The organism is Paenibacillus sp. 276b (genome assembly GCF_900107875.1).
GTDB classification, from domain to species: domain Bacteria; phylum Bacillota; class Bacilli; order Paenibacillales; family Paenibacillaceae; genus Paenibacillus; species Paenibacillus marchantiae.
In genome coordinates this window covers 868,540-887,010 of record NZ_FNRR01000001.1, presented here as the reverse complement: position 1 = coordinate 887,010, position 18,471 = coordinate 868,540, and the positions used below count along the sequence as shown (strand labels likewise).

At 46.5% G+C, this 18,471-nt stretch carries 16 protein-coding genes; 4 read left to right on the top strand and 12 right to left on the bottom strand.

The features are described 5' to 3' along the window. The first annotated feature begins 91 nt into the window (after positions 1-91). Complete coding sequence (locus BLV50_RS03925; protein ID WP_090806018.1) at positions 92-673, top strand: LysE family transporter; 582 nt, start codon at positions 92-94, stop codon at positions 671-673. Positions 674-738: 65 nt separating this feature from the next. On the opposite strand, the gene BLV50_RS03920 is transcribed toward BLV50_RS03925, so the two are convergent. Beyond that, entirely contained in the window at positions 739-1,710 is a 972-nt protein-coding gene (locus BLV50_RS03920; protein WP_063563561.1) for an MBL fold metallo-hydrolase, read from the bottom strand. Between the two features lie 257 nt (positions 1,711-1,967). Here BLV50_RS03920 and BLV50_RS03915 point away from each other — a divergent pair, with 257 nt between their 5' ends. Continuing rightward, complete coding sequence (locus BLV50_RS03915) at positions 1,968-2,948, top strand: alpha/beta fold hydrolase (RefSeq protein ID WP_256337838.1); 981 nt, start codon at positions 1,968-1,970, stop codon at positions 2,946-2,948. 97 nt (positions 2,949-3,045) lie between these two features. Here BLV50_RS03915 and BLV50_RS03910 read toward each other — a convergent pair whose 3' ends face one another. From BLV50_RS03910 to BLV50_RS03900, 3 genes are all read right to left on the bottom strand, one after another. Then, positions 3,046-3,699 (bottom strand): protein kinase family protein, encoded by a 654-nt coding sequence (locus BLV50_RS03910; RefSeq protein ID WP_090806015.1) that lies wholly within the window; start codon positions 3,697-3,699, stop codon positions 3,046-3,048. A 277-nt stretch (positions 3,700-3,976) separates the two neighbouring features. Further along, positions 3,977-5,458 carry a DHA2 family efflux MFS transporter permease subunit gene (locus tag BLV50_RS03905; protein ID WP_090807450.1) on the bottom strand — a complete coding sequence of 494 codons (1,482 nt, stop codon included), beginning with the start codon at positions 5,456-5,458 and terminating at the stop codon, positions 3,977-3,979. A 63-nt stretch (positions 5,459-5,521) separates the two neighbouring features. Beyond that, positions 5,522-6,109 (bottom strand): TetR/AcrR family transcriptional regulator, encoded by a 588-nt coding sequence (locus BLV50_RS03900; protein ID WP_063563558.1) that lies wholly within the window; start codon positions 6,107-6,109, stop codon positions 5,522-5,524. Between the two features lie 240 nt (positions 6,110-6,349). Here BLV50_RS03900 and BLV50_RS03895 point away from each other — a divergent pair, with 240 nt between their 5' ends. Continuing rightward, positions 6,350-7,279 (top strand): LysR family transcriptional regulator, encoded by a 930-nt coding sequence (locus tag BLV50_RS03895; RefSeq protein WP_177031111.1) that lies wholly within the window; start codon positions 6,350-6,352, stop codon positions 7,277-7,279. Between the two features lie 49 nt (positions 7,280-7,328). Here the strand turns inward: BLV50_RS03895 and BLV50_RS03890 are convergent, their stop codons facing one another. The 8 genes from BLV50_RS03890 to BLV50_RS03855 all read right to left on the bottom strand — a co-directional run bounded on the left by BLV50_RS03890 (position 7,329) and on the right by BLV50_RS03855 (position 16,666). After that, positions 7,329-8,093 (bottom strand): SDR family NAD(P)-dependent oxidoreductase, encoded by a 765-nt coding sequence (locus tag BLV50_RS03890; RefSeq protein ID WP_090806012.1) that lies wholly within the window; start codon positions 8,091-8,093, stop codon positions 7,329-7,331. A 58-nt stretch (positions 8,094-8,151) separates the two neighbouring features. Further along, positions 8,152-9,858 carry a M28 family peptidase gene (locus BLV50_RS03885; protein WP_090806009.1) on the bottom strand — a complete coding sequence of 569 codons (1,707 nt, stop codon included), beginning with the start codon at positions 9,856-9,858 and terminating at the stop codon, positions 8,152-8,154. After that, the gene (locus BLV50_RS03880) at positions 9,851-11,104 is read right to left on the bottom strand and encodes a M20 metallopeptidase family protein (protein ID WP_090806008.1); all 1,254 of its coding nucleotides are present in this window, start codon (positions 11,102-11,104) and stop codon (positions 9,851-9,853) included. Before BLV50_RS03880 ends, BLV50_RS03885 begins: the two co-directional genes overlap by 8 nt. Before the next feature lie 14 nt (positions 11,105-11,118). After that, entirely contained in the window at positions 11,119-12,108 is a 990-nt protein-coding gene (locus BLV50_RS03875) for an ABC transporter ATP-binding protein (RefSeq protein WP_090806007.1), read from the bottom strand. Then, positions 12,086-13,102, bottom strand: coding sequence for an ABC transporter ATP-binding protein (locus BLV50_RS03870; protein WP_090806005.1), 1,017 nt, complete (start codon positions 13,100-13,102; stop codon positions 12,086-12,088). Before BLV50_RS03870 ends, BLV50_RS03875 begins: the two co-directional genes overlap by 23 nt. Next, a complete protein-coding gene (locus tag BLV50_RS03865) occupies positions 13,080-14,003 on the bottom strand; it encodes an ABC transporter permease (protein WP_371121291.1) in 924 nt (307 codons plus the stop codon). The genes BLV50_RS03870 and BLV50_RS03865 overlap by 23 nt, the downstream gene beginning before the upstream one ends. Positions 14,004-14,019: 16 nt before the next feature. Continuing rightward, positions 14,020-14,970 (bottom strand): ABC transporter permease, encoded by a 951-nt coding sequence (locus BLV50_RS03860; protein ID WP_072732670.1) that lies wholly within the window; start codon positions 14,968-14,970, stop codon positions 14,020-14,022. A 91-nt stretch (positions 14,971-15,061) separates the two neighbouring features. Continuing rightward, positions 15,062-16,666 carry an ABC transporter substrate-binding protein gene (locus BLV50_RS03855; RefSeq protein WP_256337837.1) on the bottom strand — a complete coding sequence of 535 codons (1,605 nt, stop codon included), beginning with the start codon at positions 16,664-16,666 and terminating at the stop codon, positions 15,062-15,064. 258 nt (positions 16,667-16,924) lie between these two features. Here BLV50_RS03855 and BLV50_RS03850 point away from each other — a divergent pair, with 258 nt between their 5' ends. Then, a complete protein-coding gene (locus BLV50_RS03850; protein ID WP_177031110.1) occupies positions 16,925-18,427 on the top strand; it encodes a carboxypeptidase M32 in 1,503 nt (500 codons plus the stop codon). Positions 18,428-18,471 lie beyond the last annotated feature (44 nt).

The window sequence follows — 18,471 nt, the reverse complement described above, 5'->3', positions numbered from 1 at the left end:
GCGTACATATTGTACAATTATAAAGAACGTACGTTATATCGCACGTTTCAGTTAAATATAACATACAACAAGAATGAAATGTGGAGGACTTATGAATATCATTCCGTTACTGACTTACGCAATCGTTGCTTCATTCACACCGGGTCCCAATAACATCATCGCCATGACTCACGCAAGAAACGAGGGATTCAAAAAAATTATTCCGTTTATTGCCGGCGTAGCAGCTGGCTGCCTGCTTATTATGTTCCTGTCTAGTTATTTCAACCTTATTCTGCATCAATACATCCCTAGGATCAAACCGGCCCTGAACATGTTGGGGTGTGTATACATGATCTATTTGGCGATCAAAATCATGCGAAGTAAACCTGCAAATGCCAAAGATCCAAAGGTCAATCGTTTTACGTTTCTCTTTGGCTTCACCCTGCAATTCATCAACCCCAAAGTCATTCTGTATGGTCTTACGGCCATCTCGGTATTTGTTATGCCTCTCGGAGACTCTCATGTTCATATGATCGTATTTTCGTTACTTCTAACCATCATTGGCATTAGTGCCAATATGACTTGGGGGTTATGCGGTATGTTATTTCAGAGCTTTTTATTGAAATATGAACGTCCTTTTAATATTCTAATGGGTGTTTTGCTCATCTATAGCGCCCTATCGATTTTAAAATAAATGCAAGAGAAAAAGCGCCCTCCCATCTAATGAGCTGGACGCTTTTATGTTTATTTCAAATTACCTCAGTTTGATCTCCACCACGGTTGGCTTGGGTAAGCTCCCGTATGCAGCACAACCTTCTCACCGATTTTGGGTGTTGCAATGGTGACATTCAGGGCATGTGCAGCCTTGGTGATCCGTTCAATCGGCTCGTTCCAGGCATGATAGGCCAAAGTAAATGCTGCCCAATGAATCGGGATGAGCAGCCCTCCCCTTACATCCAAATGAGCCTGTACCGTTTCTTCCGGCATCATATGAATGTTGGACCAACGCTCATCATATTGTCCGCATTCCATCAGGGTCAGGTCAAAGGGTCCATACTTACTGCCGATTTCCTTAAAATGAGGACCGTATCCGCTGTCGCCGCTAAAGAAAACCTTCGTTTCTTGTCCAGCAATAACCCACGAACACCACAGTGTCGAATTGCGGTCCAACAACCCTCTGCCCGAGAAATGCCGCGCCGGCGTGCAGGCTAATGTCAGACCTTTGAAGGATAGCTCATCCCACCAGTTATGTTCGGTAATCTGTTCCGAGGGCACACCCAGTTGAATTAGTCTTCGACGCACGCCAAGTGGGACGATAAACCGCTGTGTTTTATTTTTCAATCTGCGGATAGAGGAATAGTCCAGATGATCATAGTGGTCATGCGATATAATGATCGCATCCAAGGCTGGAAAGTCCTCGGGTTGAATTGGCAGGTTAGTGCTGTATCGTTTCGTACCCGCCCAAGATACAGGAGATGGACGGTTGCCCAGCATTGGATCAAAGAGCAATCTGTGTCCTTCGATCTCAAGCAAAAAAGCCGAATGACCGAACCATGTTACCTGCGGATGATCGGATACATTTAACGATTCCGCTGGTTCATATTTTTCTACGGGAATGTTACCCGCAGGTCTTCGCTCTATACTTTTCCGCATGGAATCTTTCAACATGCTCACGAGGGAGCTGAAGCTCATACCTGCGGATGTCGGAACCTGATTTTCGTATTTTGTCATTATTCATACCTTCTGTTCTCTATAATCAATCATTCGAGCGATCATTCAATCTTGAGTAAAACAGGAGCAATATTAGCCTTTATATTAAATCATTGCTCGTTTATAATCAATTCGCCTTCGGTTATCTGAATGTAATATTTCAATTAACTTCATTTCAATGGAGCAATTCGAAAATTAAGGTGGAATTAAGACTCTGTTTTCTCTCCAATAAGATTGGGCATATATGATAGAGAAAATACAGAGAGAGTATGTGAGAGATGATGAAAAAATTTCGCAGAAGATTATTTAAGACGTTTATATTCGGAGCAGTGGCTTTACTTCTCCTTCTGGTTACGGGCTTGATCTATCAACAAGTGAGTACCCGTCAGGATCAGAAAACATTTATTCCGCCTGGCAAGCTCTACAGCATACATGGTGACAATATGCATTTATATACGGGTGGTCAAGGAGATGCAACAGTTGTCCTTGCATCCGGGTGGGGCACAGCTGATCCTTATGTAGACTTTTATCCGCTCTACGAAAAACTTGCACCCTACACGAAATTCGCGGTTTACGATCGCTTTGGTTATGGTTATAGCGATATGACCGATAAGAAACGCGATGTCGATACCGTGGCAGATGAATTGCACGAGTTATTAGGGGTATCTGGGCAAAAGCCACCATACGTTCTGGTGGGGCACTCCCTCGGTTCGCTGGAAACACTCCGGTTTGCGCAAAAATATCCGGATGAAGTTCAAGGTATTGTCATGTTGGATGGGGGAAGTCCGGAATATTACGCCAATGACACTGACGATATAGCAAGTGTGATTGGTGGCTTCATGAACCAATTCCGGATCAAAACGGGTTTGTTTCGGTTGACTTTACAGTCTGACGCTGTTGTGGAAGCTTCCAATGCCAATCGCAACGGCCTGAAGTTTGTACCAGATGATCTGAAGAAAATAGATACCACGGCTCTATTGCTTAACTATGGGAATGCCAACACCGTGGATGAGTTGCGTGAAATGACAGCCAATGCCAAGGTTGTCGTCGACAACAAAAAGCCCTTCCCGTTTCCGCTTACCATACTGACAGCAGATTACTTCGGAGCCAGTGAGCCGATATGGGATAAAACCCAAGCTGAATTTACGTCCTGGTCGGAACATTCCAAACATGTAACTGTTAAGGATACCGAGCATTATATTCATCAATATCACCCGGATCTTGTTGCCAATGAAATATTGGAACTGGTCAAGAAGTAGATTCCCTGAACAAACGCTAAACAAGCAGTACAATTCGTTTCAAAATAAAACCCTAACGATTCTGGTAATCGTCAGGGTTTTTATTTCGTTAGTGCCGTTACTGTGCTAGTGCCATCCTCGGTGTTAGCGATCTGAAATGTGCTAATGCCTCTTGGACCTCCGTGGTCGTGAGACCGTGTCGATCAAAATAATGCACGATCTCCCCCAGGTCAGCTCCATCACCGCTGTATATCCGCTCAATCTTTCGAATAATCTCTTGTTGTAATCGCTCTCGAATCCGCAGGCAACTAACAGGTTCACATAGCCAAAAATCAGTTCGTTTGACCTCCCCTATGTCAGTCCATAGCAAATTCTCATATCGAATGACATCCCAATCACGATAACCTGCCTGAATCTGCTGAAGTTCTGTTGAAAACATATCATATATTAGATTGTGCGGTATGTGTCCATACGTTGCCCGATATTGTCTCAGATTGAATCCTTCGATCCATTCTGTCAGCACAAAATTCCCAGGAGCATACGCATACAGTTCGGGAACATGAAGGTTGTTTTGCAATGACAAGAGCGCCTCACATTCCAATTCTCCATCCACTTTTCCACGAGGCGTATATACCTTAAGGCAGTACTCTTGTAAACGATAAACAACCGACTGCTTTCCCATTAGTGAAGCTTGCATGGTCAGATGACCATTTTTCTCATAACGATCTAGCAATTGTTCAATATTCGCAGGAATTGATTTAACGATTCTCATAAAGACGTCTCCTTGATTATAAAATACACTCTAAAACGTTTTCCTCTATCCGTTATCATTCATTAATCTACTCTCTATATTATCTTTAAAATTCCATATGAACATATACAATTTCACCAGAACATGAACTATTTGCTTCCAACATCGAGATTTATTCTTTTCGACTGGCAGGTTTATTTTCACTCTAATGGATGGAACCCGTTTCATGTCAAGGTACAAAAAAACGATGCCCTCTATTGAAGAGAGAGCATCGTTTCATTTCTTATATGACTTTTAATTAATGCATAGGACCTTGTTGGCCCTGCTGAGCACCGACCTTAACTCGTTTTACGAAGAGTGAAGTGATCAGACCAATGATAGCAAGTACCAGTGCGAAAATAAATGCATTTTGTACACCGGATGTGAAACCTGCCAACTGATTCTCTGGGCTCTCAGGATCCGTCACACCGCTCAAGAAGCGGGTCTGACCTGCGCTCAGTATACTTACCGCAACAGCTGTACCAATAGCTCCGGATACCTGCTGCAATGTATTCATAATCGCCGTTCCGTGAGGATAGAAATCAGGTGGCAATTGATTCAAGCCGTTGGTTTGTGCAGGCATCATGATCATTGAAATCCCGATCATCATGAAGATATGCAGCGTAATAATCTTGCCCAGAGTCGTTGTCGGAGTGATTCCAGTGTACAAGAAGAGTACAACAGTTACGATCGCAAGACCGATAATCACAAGCCACTTCGGACCGAATTTGTCAAACAGACGCCCCATAACCGGGGACAAGAATCCATTCAGCAAGCTGCCCGGCAGCAGAACCAGACCGGCAGTCAGAGCCGTGACCGCCATACCTTGTTGCAGGTACATCGGCAGAATCAGCATGGATGACAACATCATCATCATACAAAGGAAGATCAGAATCAAGCCGACTGTAAACATTGGATATTTAAATGCCCGCAGATCCATCATCGGCTGTTTCATTCTCAATTGACGGATGCTGAACAGCAGCAAAGATAATACTCCAATAACCAGTGTGGCTACAACGATAGGACTGGTCCAGCCACCGCCACTTTCCCCATGTCCTCCTGCACTACTGAATCCGTACACGATACCACCAAAACCAAGTGTGGAGAGCACAATGGAAAGAACATCAATTTTGGGCTTGGTCAGCTTCGAGATATTCGGTAAGAACAGCAAGCCGCATACCAATGAAATAATGAAGAACGGCAAGGAGATCCAGAAAATCCAGTGCCAGCTCAGATTGGCCAGAATCAGACCCGAGATACTCGGTCCACTTGCTGGTGCAAACATGATAACCAAACCGATCAATCCCATGGCAGCGCCACGCTTTTCAATCGGGAAGATAACCAATATAGTGTTGAACATTAGTGGCAGTAACAGAGCTGTACCTATAGCTTGCAATACCCGCGCCACCAACAGAATTTCAAAGCTCGGTGCAATAGCAGCAACTATCGTTCCTGCAATCGAAAAAATCAGAGAAGTCGTGAACAACTGTCTCGTCGAAAACCATTGTAACAGCATACCGGAAACCGGCACCAAAATACCCAAAACGAGCAAATAACCTGTAGTTAACCACTGAATGGTAGTAGGTCCAACTTCGAGCAAGCCCATAAGCGGTGTCAATGCCACATTTAGTGCCGTTTCACCGAACAGACCAATAAAGCCGCTAAGTAACATGGCGAATAAAATCGGAAATACTTTATATTGTTTTGTTTCTTGTTGATCCTGTACAGAACCAGCCTTCATGGAAGCCTCCACGATCCCATCCTCCTCAAACAATCTGACGATTTCTATTTCTCTTTACGAAGCTTATTGCTTCTCTTTTGCATTCTTCGCCACAACGGACAAATAATCAGCAGCCGTCAGCAAAGGCTGTTTGTCCTGGTTGGTCAGGCTGATAATTAATGCGCCCTCCATTAAGGAAATGACGAGTAGTCCCATCTCTTGTGCTTTCTTTTCACCTATGCCATCCAAAATCAGATGTTTCGTAATGATTTGCTGCCATCCTGCAAACACGTCCTGACAGGCAATTCGCAATTGTTGACTGATGCACGAGGTCTCCACGGCCGCCCAGAAACTAAATGGAAGAAAACCCGTAAAACCTGCCGCCTCCGTTTCAATGGCTAGATCATGAATAAATTGCTGAATGGCATCCCCCGTATTATCATGAGCAGCAAACACTTCTTCAAACTTCTGCAGAATGTTTTCATTGGCTTTTTGAATGCACTCATGAGCGAGCTCTTCTTTGCCATGTGGGAAATAATGATATAACGAGCCTTTTGGCGTACTGCTCTCCTTAATAATCTGATTTAGACCGGTCGCATGATATCCTTGTGAAAAAAACAGTCTGGCTGCTGTGCTGACGATTAGTTCTCTAGCATTAGACTTTTCACTCAATAAAGCCACATCCTTAAATGAATTATAACAATCGGTCTATATAATTAAAACCGTTTCGAAAAACACTGTCAACCCTTATATTTCGGCCAATTTTCGTGATAGCGCTATCAATTCAGTGCACGGAAAGAACAGGAGCAAATTATCCTTGATAACATTTTAAAAACATAATATCCTATTTGGATAGTATGCATTAACCATGATATACTGATCATTACAATAATGAATAGAAAGGTGTTTGCCATGGAAATGCGAATGATCAAGACCTTTCAAACGATTGTAAAGCTCGGGAGCTTTCAACAGGCAGCAGAAGCTTTGCAGTATTCACAACCCGCAATTACACTGCATATGCAGAAACTTGAGGCCGATCTGGGTATGAAATTACTGGATAGAGGCAAAAAGATTAAATTGACGGAAGCGGGGAAAATATTTTACGCTAGAGCCGATCAGCTTCTGAAGGAATACGAGTATTTGACAAATACGATCACCGACATTCAACAGGGACAAGCGGGGTTTGTACGAATTGGAGTATCCGAGCCAACAGCCAGCCATCGGCTTCCTACTATTCTATCTTCTTTTGTAAAACAGAATCCGAAGATTAAGCTCAGCGTGCGCATCGGGGATAGCAAGCTTCTTAATGAACTGCTAATTGATGAGCAGCTTGACTTTGCCGTCTGCCCTTCTCCTGAGACGAGTATGGAAACCGAGTTTCAACCGCTGCTTTTTGAACCGATGGCATTGCTGTTGTATGATTCACATCCATTTGCTCAGGATGATGAAATCCATTTGGCAGATCTGAAAGGACAACAATTCCTATTCACACCCCCTAATTGCCCGATTCGCATCCGCATTGAGCAGTTATTGGCCGAGAAAATCGACAGCGATTATCAGGGAATCGAAATAAGTAATATCCGGTCTCACAAGTATTATGTACAAGCCAAATTAGGCATAACCATTGCTCCGATTGCAACAATCTGCCCAGCCATTACCGGTACTGTTATCCAAAAAATTGCCGATCTCAAGGTTGGGCCCATTGCAGGCATTTTGCGTAAGCGAAATATACCGCTTGGTTCCGCGAGCGAAAAGCTGATGCTAGACATTCGAGCTGCGCTGCTTCAGAGCAATTTATATGTTCCTGAATTTGAACTCCCTTCCCAGCTGGCTATGCCATAAAATTGACTCACCAGCTGCCATTCTATTTTCTTTTTTAGGGCGCAAACTATTACTTGAGTCTGCCTGCCGTGCGTCCACCATCTACCGTTAATATGCTGCCTGTAATAAATGAAGCCTGCTCAGAGGTCAGATACAATATCGCTTGAGGAGCGTCATCCGGACCTGATGTCCGGCCTAGCGGTGTAATGTTGATCATATGTTCTGTATGCTCCTTCGTCATCACACTAACCTCGCTGCCGGGTGCATAACCCGGCACAACCGCATTTACCCGAATGCGATAGGGGGACAACTCCAGGGCAAAGGTTTTGGTCAGCATCTCGATTCCTACTTTCGAAACCGAATAATTCCCCATGCCGACACCTGCGGTGGAAGCTGCCCCAGAACTTATATTAATGAAGGAACCTTCGACCTCGCTCGCAATCATCTGTTTGGCAAAATGCTGAATAAGCAGAAATGGTGCTGCCAGATTTAGATCCATCGTCTCATTCCAATGTTGAAGCGTCATGTTCATGAGTGTGCGGTATGGATATATTCCCGCATTATTGATGACGATATCCGGCGCTTTCCATTGCTGTTCGACCACTTGAACCAATTCATTAATGGACTTTTCATCCACAAGATTCGTTACATGCCAGTGAACATCCACTCCCTCCTGCTTCAGCTTATCTACTGTATTCCTTAGGGCATCCTCGCGGATATCGGACAAATAAAGGCTTGCGCCTTCGGCGGCGTATGCTTGTGCAATCCATTGGCCAAATACACCTGCCGCTCCGGTAATGACTACCTTTTTCCCTGCAAATGTTCGTTCCGGCATGACTGTCGCTCCTCTATACCATGATGTTCTTGCTGTAAACAGGCTGCTTCACCTTGGGTTAATTCCAAACGAGATTCTTTTCGGCCTCCACGACAAGTCGCTCTGCCTGCTTTATCTCATAGCCAATTCGATTCACCTGACGTATAAGTGATGTTTGGAGTCTGAAAAAGGCTTCACTTCCTTCTTCGGCTACCGCCAGAAGCTCGATGTCTGACAGCGCAGGCACAAGTGAATGACTGCCTGCGGCGTCATGATCATACCGGCTGCCTCGAACATAATTAATGGGAACCAGCCATCTGCTAAGTGACAATATCGTTCGGTTCGCTTCTGTAACAGAAGCATCCGGGAGGGACGAGGAACCTATCCGGTTATAGAAATGATCCGTGGCTTTCTGTAGCTGCTGGACCCTGCTTGTTAAGCGCGAAAGATCAAGCTTGTCTCCGATAAGCTCTCTATAATAGCCCATTCGTTCGGAAAGGGTTCGGATTGCCTGTCTCTGATCAATTGGAATAATGGGAGCAGAGGCAGCATTATAGACGGCAGCTACGTACACTTTGCAATCACGGGCCAGATAATCTCCGTCAATTTTGTCCAGCGTATCCTCTGTCGTATGCCACCACCAGCCAAACCAGCCCTCAGGCTGATAGGACAGCCCCATAAAAGCAGACGGAAGTCCAGCACCCCAGAAAGACTGATCTCCCGACCTTCCAAACGGAGAACCGCGAAAAGGTTCATCCGTTACGGTGCGTATGGCATCAGCACATAGTGTCCGTGTCTCTGACATTGTATTGGCTGCACCGAGGTGACTCGCTCCCTTGGCGCCCACGGAATCAATATTGATATGAAGCACCCCGTTTTCGTGCAAATCTTCCCAATGAAGATCGCTGTATAATGCAGAGCCGGCATATCTGCCGTGGGAATGGCCTGACCAAAATGCGAACCGAACGGAGCGCCGCAGCGCGTTACGATGCAATGATAATACCCGTGCCGTCTCCACCATGACGGCATTGGCGGAGCCGTTATCCATCGCCCCATAATGCCATGAATCCACATGTCCGCTAAACAGCACAAAGGATTCAGGTTCTTCCGTCCCCTTTATCTCAGCAATCAAGGTCGGAATGTTCACCCAGTCTGTGCGCACTTCCGCGGTCAACGTAATCTCTAGAGTCTCTCTTTCTTTCGGGACTATTAACGACTTGATCTGCTCCCCATCCGAATGGTTGACCGACAGAACAGGAATGGACGGATAGCCATCATACTCCGGTGTCGGATTTCCCCACACGGTGGAAACGATCATTTCATGCGTATACGCACCACTATTGATAAATATGACAGCTACTGCACCCAACTGTTGCAAACGATAAATCGTGGGCCCATTCGCAAGTCCGTGAACGACCACCGCATGACCTGTCACTTGATTGGCGCAGTCGGTCTGGTCTGAATCCTTTAGCTCTATGAATCTCAAAAGCGTGCTCAACTGTTCCGTCTGGGCTGACATGGAGTGCGTAATAGCTGCAAAAGAAATGCCGCCGACCTTAAGTTCTGCTCTGACAGGGATACTGATGTAGGCTTTGTTAAACGTAAGCTCGGTGGTCAACCCAAAATCCTCAAGCTGTTCCTTAATATAATGGAAAGCCCGTAGTTCCTCTTCGGAACCCGACAAACGAATCTCCTTCGCAATCTGTCTGTTATATTCAAGCAGGAGATCACGGTCGATCTCATGCAGTATGGAGTGCACCTCCGACTGTTGCTTCAACTCAGTCATGTCGATTCCCTCTCTCCTCATTGCCTGCTGCAACACCCAGGGCAACCCTTGATTCATCATCACTGCTCTGGTTCAAATAACGGATGGCTGTTTCTCCAAGAACCGATATTCCTGTAACAATCGCTTGCTCATCAAAAATAATGGAATCACTGTGAAGGGGAAGCTCTGAACGGGCATCTTCTTCTGTTATTGTGCCGAGTCGGAATATGGCACCCGGCACAAATTCGAGATACGCACCAAAATCTTCGGCGCCCATGGATGGCTCCTTCAGATACACCACGGCCTCCCGGCCAATAGTATCTTCCGCTGCCTGTTCAATCACATCGACGATATGATCATCGTTTATTACAGGAGAACCGCCGCGGTAGTAATCAAATTCCGCTTTACCACCGAACCCTTCGGCAATGGCCTCAATGAGGCGCTTCATATATACGGGCACAGCTTCACGCGTCTCAGGATTGTGCGTACGAATGGTACCTCTGAGTTGAACCTCCCCAGCGATAACGTTATACGCATTGCTATTGCTTTGCAGTTTCGTAATCGAGATGACGGAAGAATCAAGTGGAGACAGGTTTCGGGATACTACCGTTTGCAACGCAGTTATAATCTGGGCAGCAATGATGACCGGATCGATGGTTCGATGTGGATAGGCAGCATGTCCACCTTTTCCCGTCACTCGAATATCAAAAGCATCTGCCGCTGCCAGCATGGCCCCTTTTCTCAAACCAATCTTGCCAGCAGGCAAATCCGGCCACACGTGGAGCGCAATGATCGCATTCACTTCCGGATTATGCAAAACACCTGCAGCAATCAGATCTGTTGCGCCTCCCTGAACTTCCTCTGCAGGCTGGAATATAAACTTCACTGTTCCCAGAAGCTCATCCCTGTGCTCACTTAATGCCGCTGCTGTTCCAAGAAGAATGGCGGTATGCACATCATGCCCGCAAGCATGCATCACCCCTTCGCGAACGCTGGCAAACGGCAATCCTGTCTTCTCTTCAATAGGCAGCGCATCCATATCGGCACGAATTCCAATGGTTCTTCCCTCGCGTCCACCTTTCAAAAGCCCAACAACCCCTGTGCCGCCTACACCCGTCTCTACTTCGAGACCAGCATCCTCCAAAAATTGAGCAACCAGCTTGGCTGTTTCAAACTCCTGGTGACCAAGCTCAGGATTCTGGTGAATATGGCGGCGAAGCCGTATAGCCTCGTCCTTCCACTTTTCGGCTGAACTACGAAAACTCATGTTTCATTCCTCCTCTATTCATCGTATAAATGACACTGCACTTCACGGTCAGGAGCGACAAATCTTTTCTGTGGAACGACCTGTCGGCATGTCTCCATAACGTATGGGCATCGGGTATGAAAAACACAGCCGGAAGGCGGATGAAGTGGCGATGGAATCTCACCGCTTAATACAACTCTTTCCCTTTTGGCACGGGGATTCGGGATCGGTACCGCAGACAATAATGATTTGGTATAGGGATGCAGAGGATCGGCGAACAAAGCTTCCGCTGGCCCCTGCTCCACCATCTCTCCCAAATACATCACACCGATGCGATCTGCAATATGGCGTACAACGCTAAGGTCATGTGCAATAAATAAATAAGAAATACCAAGTTCCTCCTGAACCTCTTCCAGTAAATTAATGACCTGGGACTGAATCGATACGTCCAGCGCTGATACCGGTTCATCACATATAATGAGCTTCGGCCCAAGGGCCAACGCTTTGGCGATGCCCAGCCTTTGACGCTGACCACCTGAAAATTCATGGGGAAACCGCTCGTAATGTTCTTCACTGAATCCAACTTTGCGCAGCAACGACATAGCTGTTTCCATTCTGTCCCGTTTGTTGCCCTTCTTGTGGATTAATAGCGGCTCTTCAATGGAGTATCCGATGCGTTTACGAGGGTCCAACGAGGTGTACGGGTCCTGAAATACCATCTGCATATGCTGCCTGTAGCTTCGCAGTTCTTTTTTGCTTAACCCCAGAATATCCGTGCCCTCATAAAATGCTTCCCCTGATGTTGGCTCAACAAGTCTGAGAATCGACCGACCGAGTGTGCTTTTACCGCAGCCGGATTCGCCCACCAGGCCAAAGGTTTGTCCTGTGTGGATGTCAAAGGATACCCCGTTGACGGCCTTGACTTGCCCCTTGGTTCTGCCAAAAGAAGATCGAACAGGGAAATGTTTGTTCAGATTGCTAACCTGTAGCAGCGGCTTCGACTCAACCAATGATTTCGAGTTCATGTGTCTCCTCCTGAATCGTTGCTATTCCGGGATACCAGCAGCGTACCGAATGGTTCTCGTCCACCTGTTTTAAGGAAGGCGCTGCCCGTAAGCATTGTTCATCCGCATAAGCGCATCTTGGAGCGAATCGGCAGCCTGTTGGAACCTGATGCAGCGCGGGTACCATTCCCTCAATGACGTGAAGCTTGCTGTGCTGTTCGCCATCAATACGAGGAATGGATTTCATTAAACCTGACGTATACGGATGCTGGGGATTGAAAAATAAATCGTCCACGCTTGCCTCCTCCACGACCTGTCCAAGATACATGACAGCCACTCTTGTACACGTCTCCGCGACTACACCCAGATCATGTGTAATCAGGATGACACCAAGTCCCGTCTTCGCTTGCAGACTTTCAATCAGCTCTAGGATTTGCGCCTGAATCGTCACATCCAGTGCCGTCGTCGGTTCATCTGCAATAAGCAGTTTCGGATTACAGGCAAGCGCCATGGCAATCATGACCCTCTGTCGCATCCCTCCGGAGATTTCATGCGGATGTTCATCCACCCTCTTCTCCGGTGAGGGAATACCTGTCATACGCAGCAGGTCCACGGCAGCCAGACGCGCCTGTCTGCCATTCATGCCTTGATGCAGCTTCAAGCTCTCGGCAATTTGTTTGCCAATCGTCTGAACCGGATTCAGGGAAGACATGGGGTCTTGAAAGATCATGGAGAGTTCATTGCCACGTATTCGTTCCATTTGTCTTTTGGACAAGCTTAAGAGATCGGTACCTTCGTAGAGGACTTCACCCGAGTAATCCACGTAATCTTCATCAAACAGTCTAAGAATGGATTCGGCGGTTACGCTTTTCCCGCAGCCGGACTCACCTACGATGCCCAACGTCTCCCCGGCAAGGACGTGGAAGGAAACACCTTCCACCGGGTGAATGGTTCCTTTTTCGGTTGAAATGGACACTTTCAGGTCCTTCACCTCAAGCAGCGGTTGTTTTCCCACGACGTCTCCCCCTTTTCACCTTATTCGCATGTGGGTCGAGCAGATCTCTAAGGCCATCGCCGAACAGGTTCAGACCCAGTACAACGAGCACCAGGAAAATGCCTGGGAAGACAGTCATCCACCAAGCGTTGTAAATCACCGTTTTCCCGTCAAAAAGCATATTCCCGAGACTTGGGGACGGGGAAGGAATACCTGCTCCAAGAAAACTTAGAGAAGCTTCCGTCAAGATCGATACGGCAAAAATAAAGCTGGATTGGATTATGAGCGGAGACAGCGTATTGGGCGCCATATGAATCCAGATGATGCGCCAGCTGCCTGCTCCCTGTGCATGTAATGCTTCGATATAAGTTAATTCCCGAATGACCAGCGCCTTGGAACGAATAATTCGGGCCATCGATGGAATGAAGATAATACTTAGAGCGATAATGACATTGCCTGGATTCGGGCCAAGAGCCGCCATAATGGAGATGGCAAGCAAAATGGACGGAAAAGCAAACAAACCATCACAGATGCGCATAAAGATATGATCCAGTACCGAATAACTTGCAGATAACAGCCCAACAATCATGCCGATCAATGAAGATACAACCGTAACAGCAAAACCAACCGCAACTGAAATACGCAAACCGTATACGGCGCGAGTGAATACATCACGTCCAAAGTTATCTGTGCCAAATATGTGCTGCCCGTTGGGGCCTTTGAGTCGATTCACCGGATCAATCTGTAACGGCCCGTATGGTGTAAGTATCGGCCCCATGATTACCAGAAGCACAACAACAAGCAGAATTCCCGCCCCTGTGGTTAACAACTGATTATGCATAAAGCGTCTGAATACGATGCGCCTGTTCTTCCTTTTGTGAAGTCCTGACGTAGCGATGGTGGTATCCGGATTGGTTATCAAGTTGTCTCCACCCCCTTCATTTCTTGCTTAATCGAACTCGTGGATCGACCAAACCATACAACAAATCAACGATTAGATTTACAAACACATAAGCTACCGTGACTAGCAGCACAGAGCCCTGAATAACCGAGTAATCTCTTCGACTAATCGAATTGACGATGAGCTGCCCCACTCCCGGGATATTGAATAGCGTTTCTATAACCGCAGCACCAGTAACGAGCCCACCGAACGATTCACCAATAACTGTGAGAATAGGGATGAATGCAACGCGTAACGCATGTGTATATACGATCGTTTTTTCTCTGACACCCTTGGCTTTGGCGGTTTTGATAAAATTGCCGGACATCACATCCAGGACGGAGGATCTTGTCATTCGGGTAATGAGCGCTGCCTGAATGATGCCGAGCACGATGCCAGGGAGCAACAGGTATTTGATATGCTGCCATAGCCCCTCACTTAACGGTTGATACCCTGCAACGGGAAGCCAGCGCAGCTTCACGCTAAAGAACATGACCAGCAGTGAACCCAACAGAAAACTCGGAATGGAGATGCCCAGCATGGAGAAACCCATCACCGATTGGTCCACGATGGTCCCTCTTCGCTTGACCGCTGTAATGCCGAGGAACAAGGCAAGAAACACACCAATCACCTGGGCAATGATCGCAAGGGACAATGTAGGCGCCAGTCGTTCAAAAAAAGCCTCTGTCACAGGCTTGTCCAGAAAGATGGACTCCCCCAAATTGCCGGATAACAGCCCCAGCAACCAAATGCCGAATTGCTCATAGATTGGTCTGTCCAACCCCAGCTTGCTTCTTAGCTCATCGATATCGGCTTTGCTCGCCTCTTCACCCAGTAGAATCGCAGCGGGATCACCAGGTGTGACATGAATGATAGAGAACACAACGATTGCCACCACAAAAAGGACAGGTATCAAGGACAATAACCGACGAACAATATATCCACCCATATGAGGGCCACCTCACTTTCCAATGGCAAACGGAAAGGCGTATTCCTGTGGAAGCGATTCTACGCCTTTTCATCCGTTGCCTTCCTTATAACTACTTGTTATTGGTTGTATTCCAGAAGATCGGGCCCAAAATGTTCTGGAAACCACTGATATTTTTCGATAGCGCTGTAACCTGTTTGGTATGCCCGATCTGAGAGAATGGAACTTCGGTCCATACAAATTGCTGCAATTCGTCAATGAGCGGCCTTGCGGCCTCTACTGAATCGGACGTCCGGATTCCTTGAAGTAGCTCGCTCAGTTTCTCGCTTTTTAGCAGCCCTGCACCGCCTCCCCAAAACGCATACTGGTAGAACGTAGGCCGGAATGCATAACTCATCGGGTAGATATCCCACCCTGTGCCTGTCCCGAGTTTTTCTTGCAACGTAGGCCAATCATAGACATCCAGCTTAACCTTGACGCCAATCGACTCCAGCTCCTGCTGCAAAACAACGGCTACGTTATATTGATCCACATAATCTCTCGTCGTGAAAATTTTGATTTCTTCGCCGTTATAGCCTGCTTCTTGAAGCAATTGCTTTGCTTTATCCGCGTTAGCCTGGCTGTACGATTCCTTACCTGCTTCTGAATACCAATTCGGATATTCGGGTAGAACCAGAGAGGATGTCTTCACATAAAATTGTGGATCACGGAATGCCGATGTCAGTATGTCATCCACATTCTGAACGGCATTGACAGCCTGCCGAAGTTTGACGTTCTTGAACAAGCCGTCATTACTGTTATAGAAATATCCAATCATGCCTCCCGGACTGAGAAAGGTTTGCAAGTCGGGATTGTCCGCAATCTGCTGTTCATTATCCACAGAGATATTCAGCGCAATGTCGTATTCCCCGGAAGTAATCCCGGCAAGGCGGGTTGACTCGTCTGTTACGAAGCGGAAGTACAGGTCATCGACCAACGCTTCCTTTTTGCCGCCTGCTCCATCACTCGGCTCGGTCCGGGCGGAGTAATCGTCATATTTTTTCAAATGAATATATTGATCCTGCTTCCACTCCTCCAATTGAAACGGACCTGTACCGATGAATGATTTGATACCTTTATCATCTGCTTCATCAACCACTTCTTTCGGATAGATCGCCGCTGCGGGAATCGGATCAGCTAGAAGTTGCAGTGTTAGCAGAAAAGGTGTTTTCAATTGAAGTACGACAGTATACGGGTCCGTTTCTTTGGCCTCGGCACCCACAAAGTTCGCTTTACCATGACTCGACAGTTTGATCCAGCGATTCAGGGAAGCGACAACGTCCTCCGCTTGCAGTTCCTTGCCATTATGAAACTTCACACCTTGGCGCAGATGAAATGTATAGGATAACTTGTCGTCGCTGATCTCATAGGATTCAGCCAGCAGCGGAATAACCTGTGCATCTTTATCCAACGTTACCAGCTGCTCGTAGATCTCGCGTGAAATATCCTTAACCGCTGTATTGGAAGACACATGTGCATCCAGTGTGACCGGTTGTGTTGGATAGCCAATGTTCAGCGTGCCGCCTGTCTTTCCTTCAGCCGATGTCTGCTGCACCGGAGTTTCACCGGTTGTTGAAGAGGCCTGTGTATTCTGCTGGCCTTCTCCACCTGAAGCGCAACCTGCCAGAAGCAGGAATGCCAGAATCATCATTAAAGCAGGCTTGGTATGTTTTCTCATCATGTAACCCCTCTCGCTCTCATGCATAATGTTAAATCCAATTTCACTGTCCTGAATGATATACAAGTGTTCATGTCGGATTAGTGAAAATTGGTATTTTCAGGCTAAGGGAACAGATGACTTTTGTAAAATAAGCAATCGTAATGTGTTGATTCATTTTTTGTAATCTACGAAAAAGCGTGATTCTCTGTACTTCCAACTATTCCGATGGTAATATACAACTTAAATTTCATCCTTTATCTGGAAGGAGTCACGAACATGACAACGATACAACGCTTGGATGCTGCACTTGCGGCACATATCGAGAAGGTTGAACATTATAAACAGGTACAAACCCTGCTTGCCTGGGATGCTCGCACAGGGGCACCTCGAAAGGGCGCATCCTACGCCGCACGAGCCAAAGCAACATTGGCCGGAGAACTATTCAAGTTACAGACCGATGCTGAATTCGGTTTGCGATTAGAGGAAGCAGCACAACAAGAGGAACTTGATGAGCTATCCAAGCGAATTATTGCAGAGCATTGGAAAACGTATAAACGCTGGAGTGCCATTCCGATAGAGGAATATCAGGCATTTGTACAGCAGCAAGGTCTTGCAAACGCCGCTTGGCTGGAAGCCAGAGCTGCCAATGATTTTTCCATTTTCGCTCCGCATTTGAAACAGATCTTCAATGCAAGCTTGAAGTTTGCCGGATACTGGGGATACGAGCAGCATGCATATGACCCACTCGTGCAGCAGTTTGATCCTGACCTGGATACGGTAACGTTGGATCGCATTTTCAGTGAGCTGAAATCCGCTCTAATACCGCTGATCCGTCGTGTCACCTCTTCCGCTAAACAACCGGACACATCCATATTCAACCATCCTTTCCCACTTGAACAGCAGCGGCAGCTTGGGATCGAGCTGTTACAAGCCATTCGCTACGACTTTGATGCCGGGCAATTCGGTGCAACCGTGCACCCGTTCAGTTCTGCCATCAATCCTTACGATGCACGTCTCGCAGCCAAATTTGTTGAAAATGACGTTCGCGTTTCCTTGTGGAGTGCTTTACATGAAGGAGGCCACTCGCTCTATACACAGAATATTGACCCCAACCTGATACATACTGGACTTGGGATCTTCACTTCGTACGGCATTCATGAATCCCAATCGATCTTTTTCGAGAAATTCATTGGCAGACATAAAGGCTTCTGGGAAAACAACTATTTTATTTTGCAAAAAATCAAACCTGAAACGTTTGGCCATGTGAGTTTGGATGACTTTTATTTTGCTTTAAACGCAGTAAAACCAACGTTTAACCGTTTTGAGGCCGATGAACTTACCTACAACCTGCATCTCATTATTCGATATGAGTTGGAGCAAGCCATTATTGCTGGAGAAGTGGATTACGAAGGATTGCCTGAAGCATGGAATGATAAATATGAGGAATATCTGGGGATTCGTCCCCCGACTCATCTGGAAGGCATATTACAGGATGGACACTGGAGCGCAGGATTTGGATTATTCCCTTCCTATACACTCGGGTTTGTCTATGCAGCACAAATACACAAAGTCATCCGCCGTGAACTTCCCGATTATGATCATTTGATTGAATCAGATCATATTGAGACAATTACCGGATGGCTAACAACTCATATTCATCAATTTGGTAAATCAAGATCGGCGGACGAGCTAATCAAGTCCATCACCGGAAAAAGTATTGATACCGCTCCATTGATTCGTTACTTAACGGATAAATACGAGCAGCTATATGAACTGTAATGATTCTGTGATTCTGCACACAACAAAAAAAGCGAGAGTAGTTC

Bases quoted from the DNA above. Each gene is read 5' to 3' on its own strand.
- BLV50_RS03925 (WP_090806018.1), top strand. From the start codon at position 92: ATGAATATCATTCCGTTACTGACTTACGCAATCGTTGCTTCATTCACA.
- BLV50_RS03915 (WP_256337838.1), top strand. From the start codon at position 1,968: ATGATGAAAAAATTTCGCAGAAGATTATTTAAGACGTTTATATTCGGA.
- BLV50_RS03875 (WP_090806007.1), bottom strand. From the start codon at position 12,108: ATGAACTCGAAATCATTGGTTGAGTCGAAGCCGCTGCTACAGGTTAGC.
- BLV50_RS03855 (WP_256337837.1), bottom strand. From the start codon at position 16,666: ATGAGAAAACATACCAAGCCTGCTTTAATGATGATTCTGGCATTCCTG.
- BLV50_RS03850 (WP_177031110.1), top strand. From the start codon at position 16,925: ATGACAACGATACAACGCTTGGATGCTGCACTTGCGGCACATATCGAG.
- BLV50_RS03905 (WP_090807450.1), bottom strand. From the start codon at position 5,458: ATGAAGGCTGGTTCTGTACAGGATCAACAAGAAACAAAACAATATAAA.
- BLV50_RS03895 (WP_177031111.1), top strand. From the start codon at position 6,350: ATGGAAATGCGAATGATCAAGACCTTTCAAACGATTGTAAAGCTCGGG.
- BLV50_RS03910 (WP_090806015.1), bottom strand. From the start codon at position 3,699: ATGAGAATCGTTAAATCAATTCCTGCGAATATTGAACAATTGCTAGAT.
- BLV50_RS03885 (WP_090806009.1), bottom strand. From the start codon at position 9,858: ATGACTGAGTTGAAGCAACAGTCGGAGGTGCACTCCATACTGCATGAG.
- BLV50_RS03880 (WP_090806008.1), bottom strand. From the start codon at position 11,104: ATGAGTTTTCGTAGTTCAGCCGAAAAGTGGAAGGACGAGGCTATACGG.
- BLV50_RS03860 (WP_072732670.1), bottom strand. From the start codon at position 14,970: ATGGGTGGATATATTGTTCGTCGGTTATTGTCCTTGATACCTGTCCTT.
- BLV50_RS03920 (WP_063563561.1), bottom strand. From the start codon at position 1,710: ATGACAAAATACGAAAATCAGGTTCCGACATCCGCAGGTATGAGCTTC.
- BLV50_RS03890 (WP_090806012.1), bottom strand. From the start codon at position 8,093: ATGCCGGAACGAACATTTGCAGGGAAAAAGGTAGTCATTACCGGAGCG.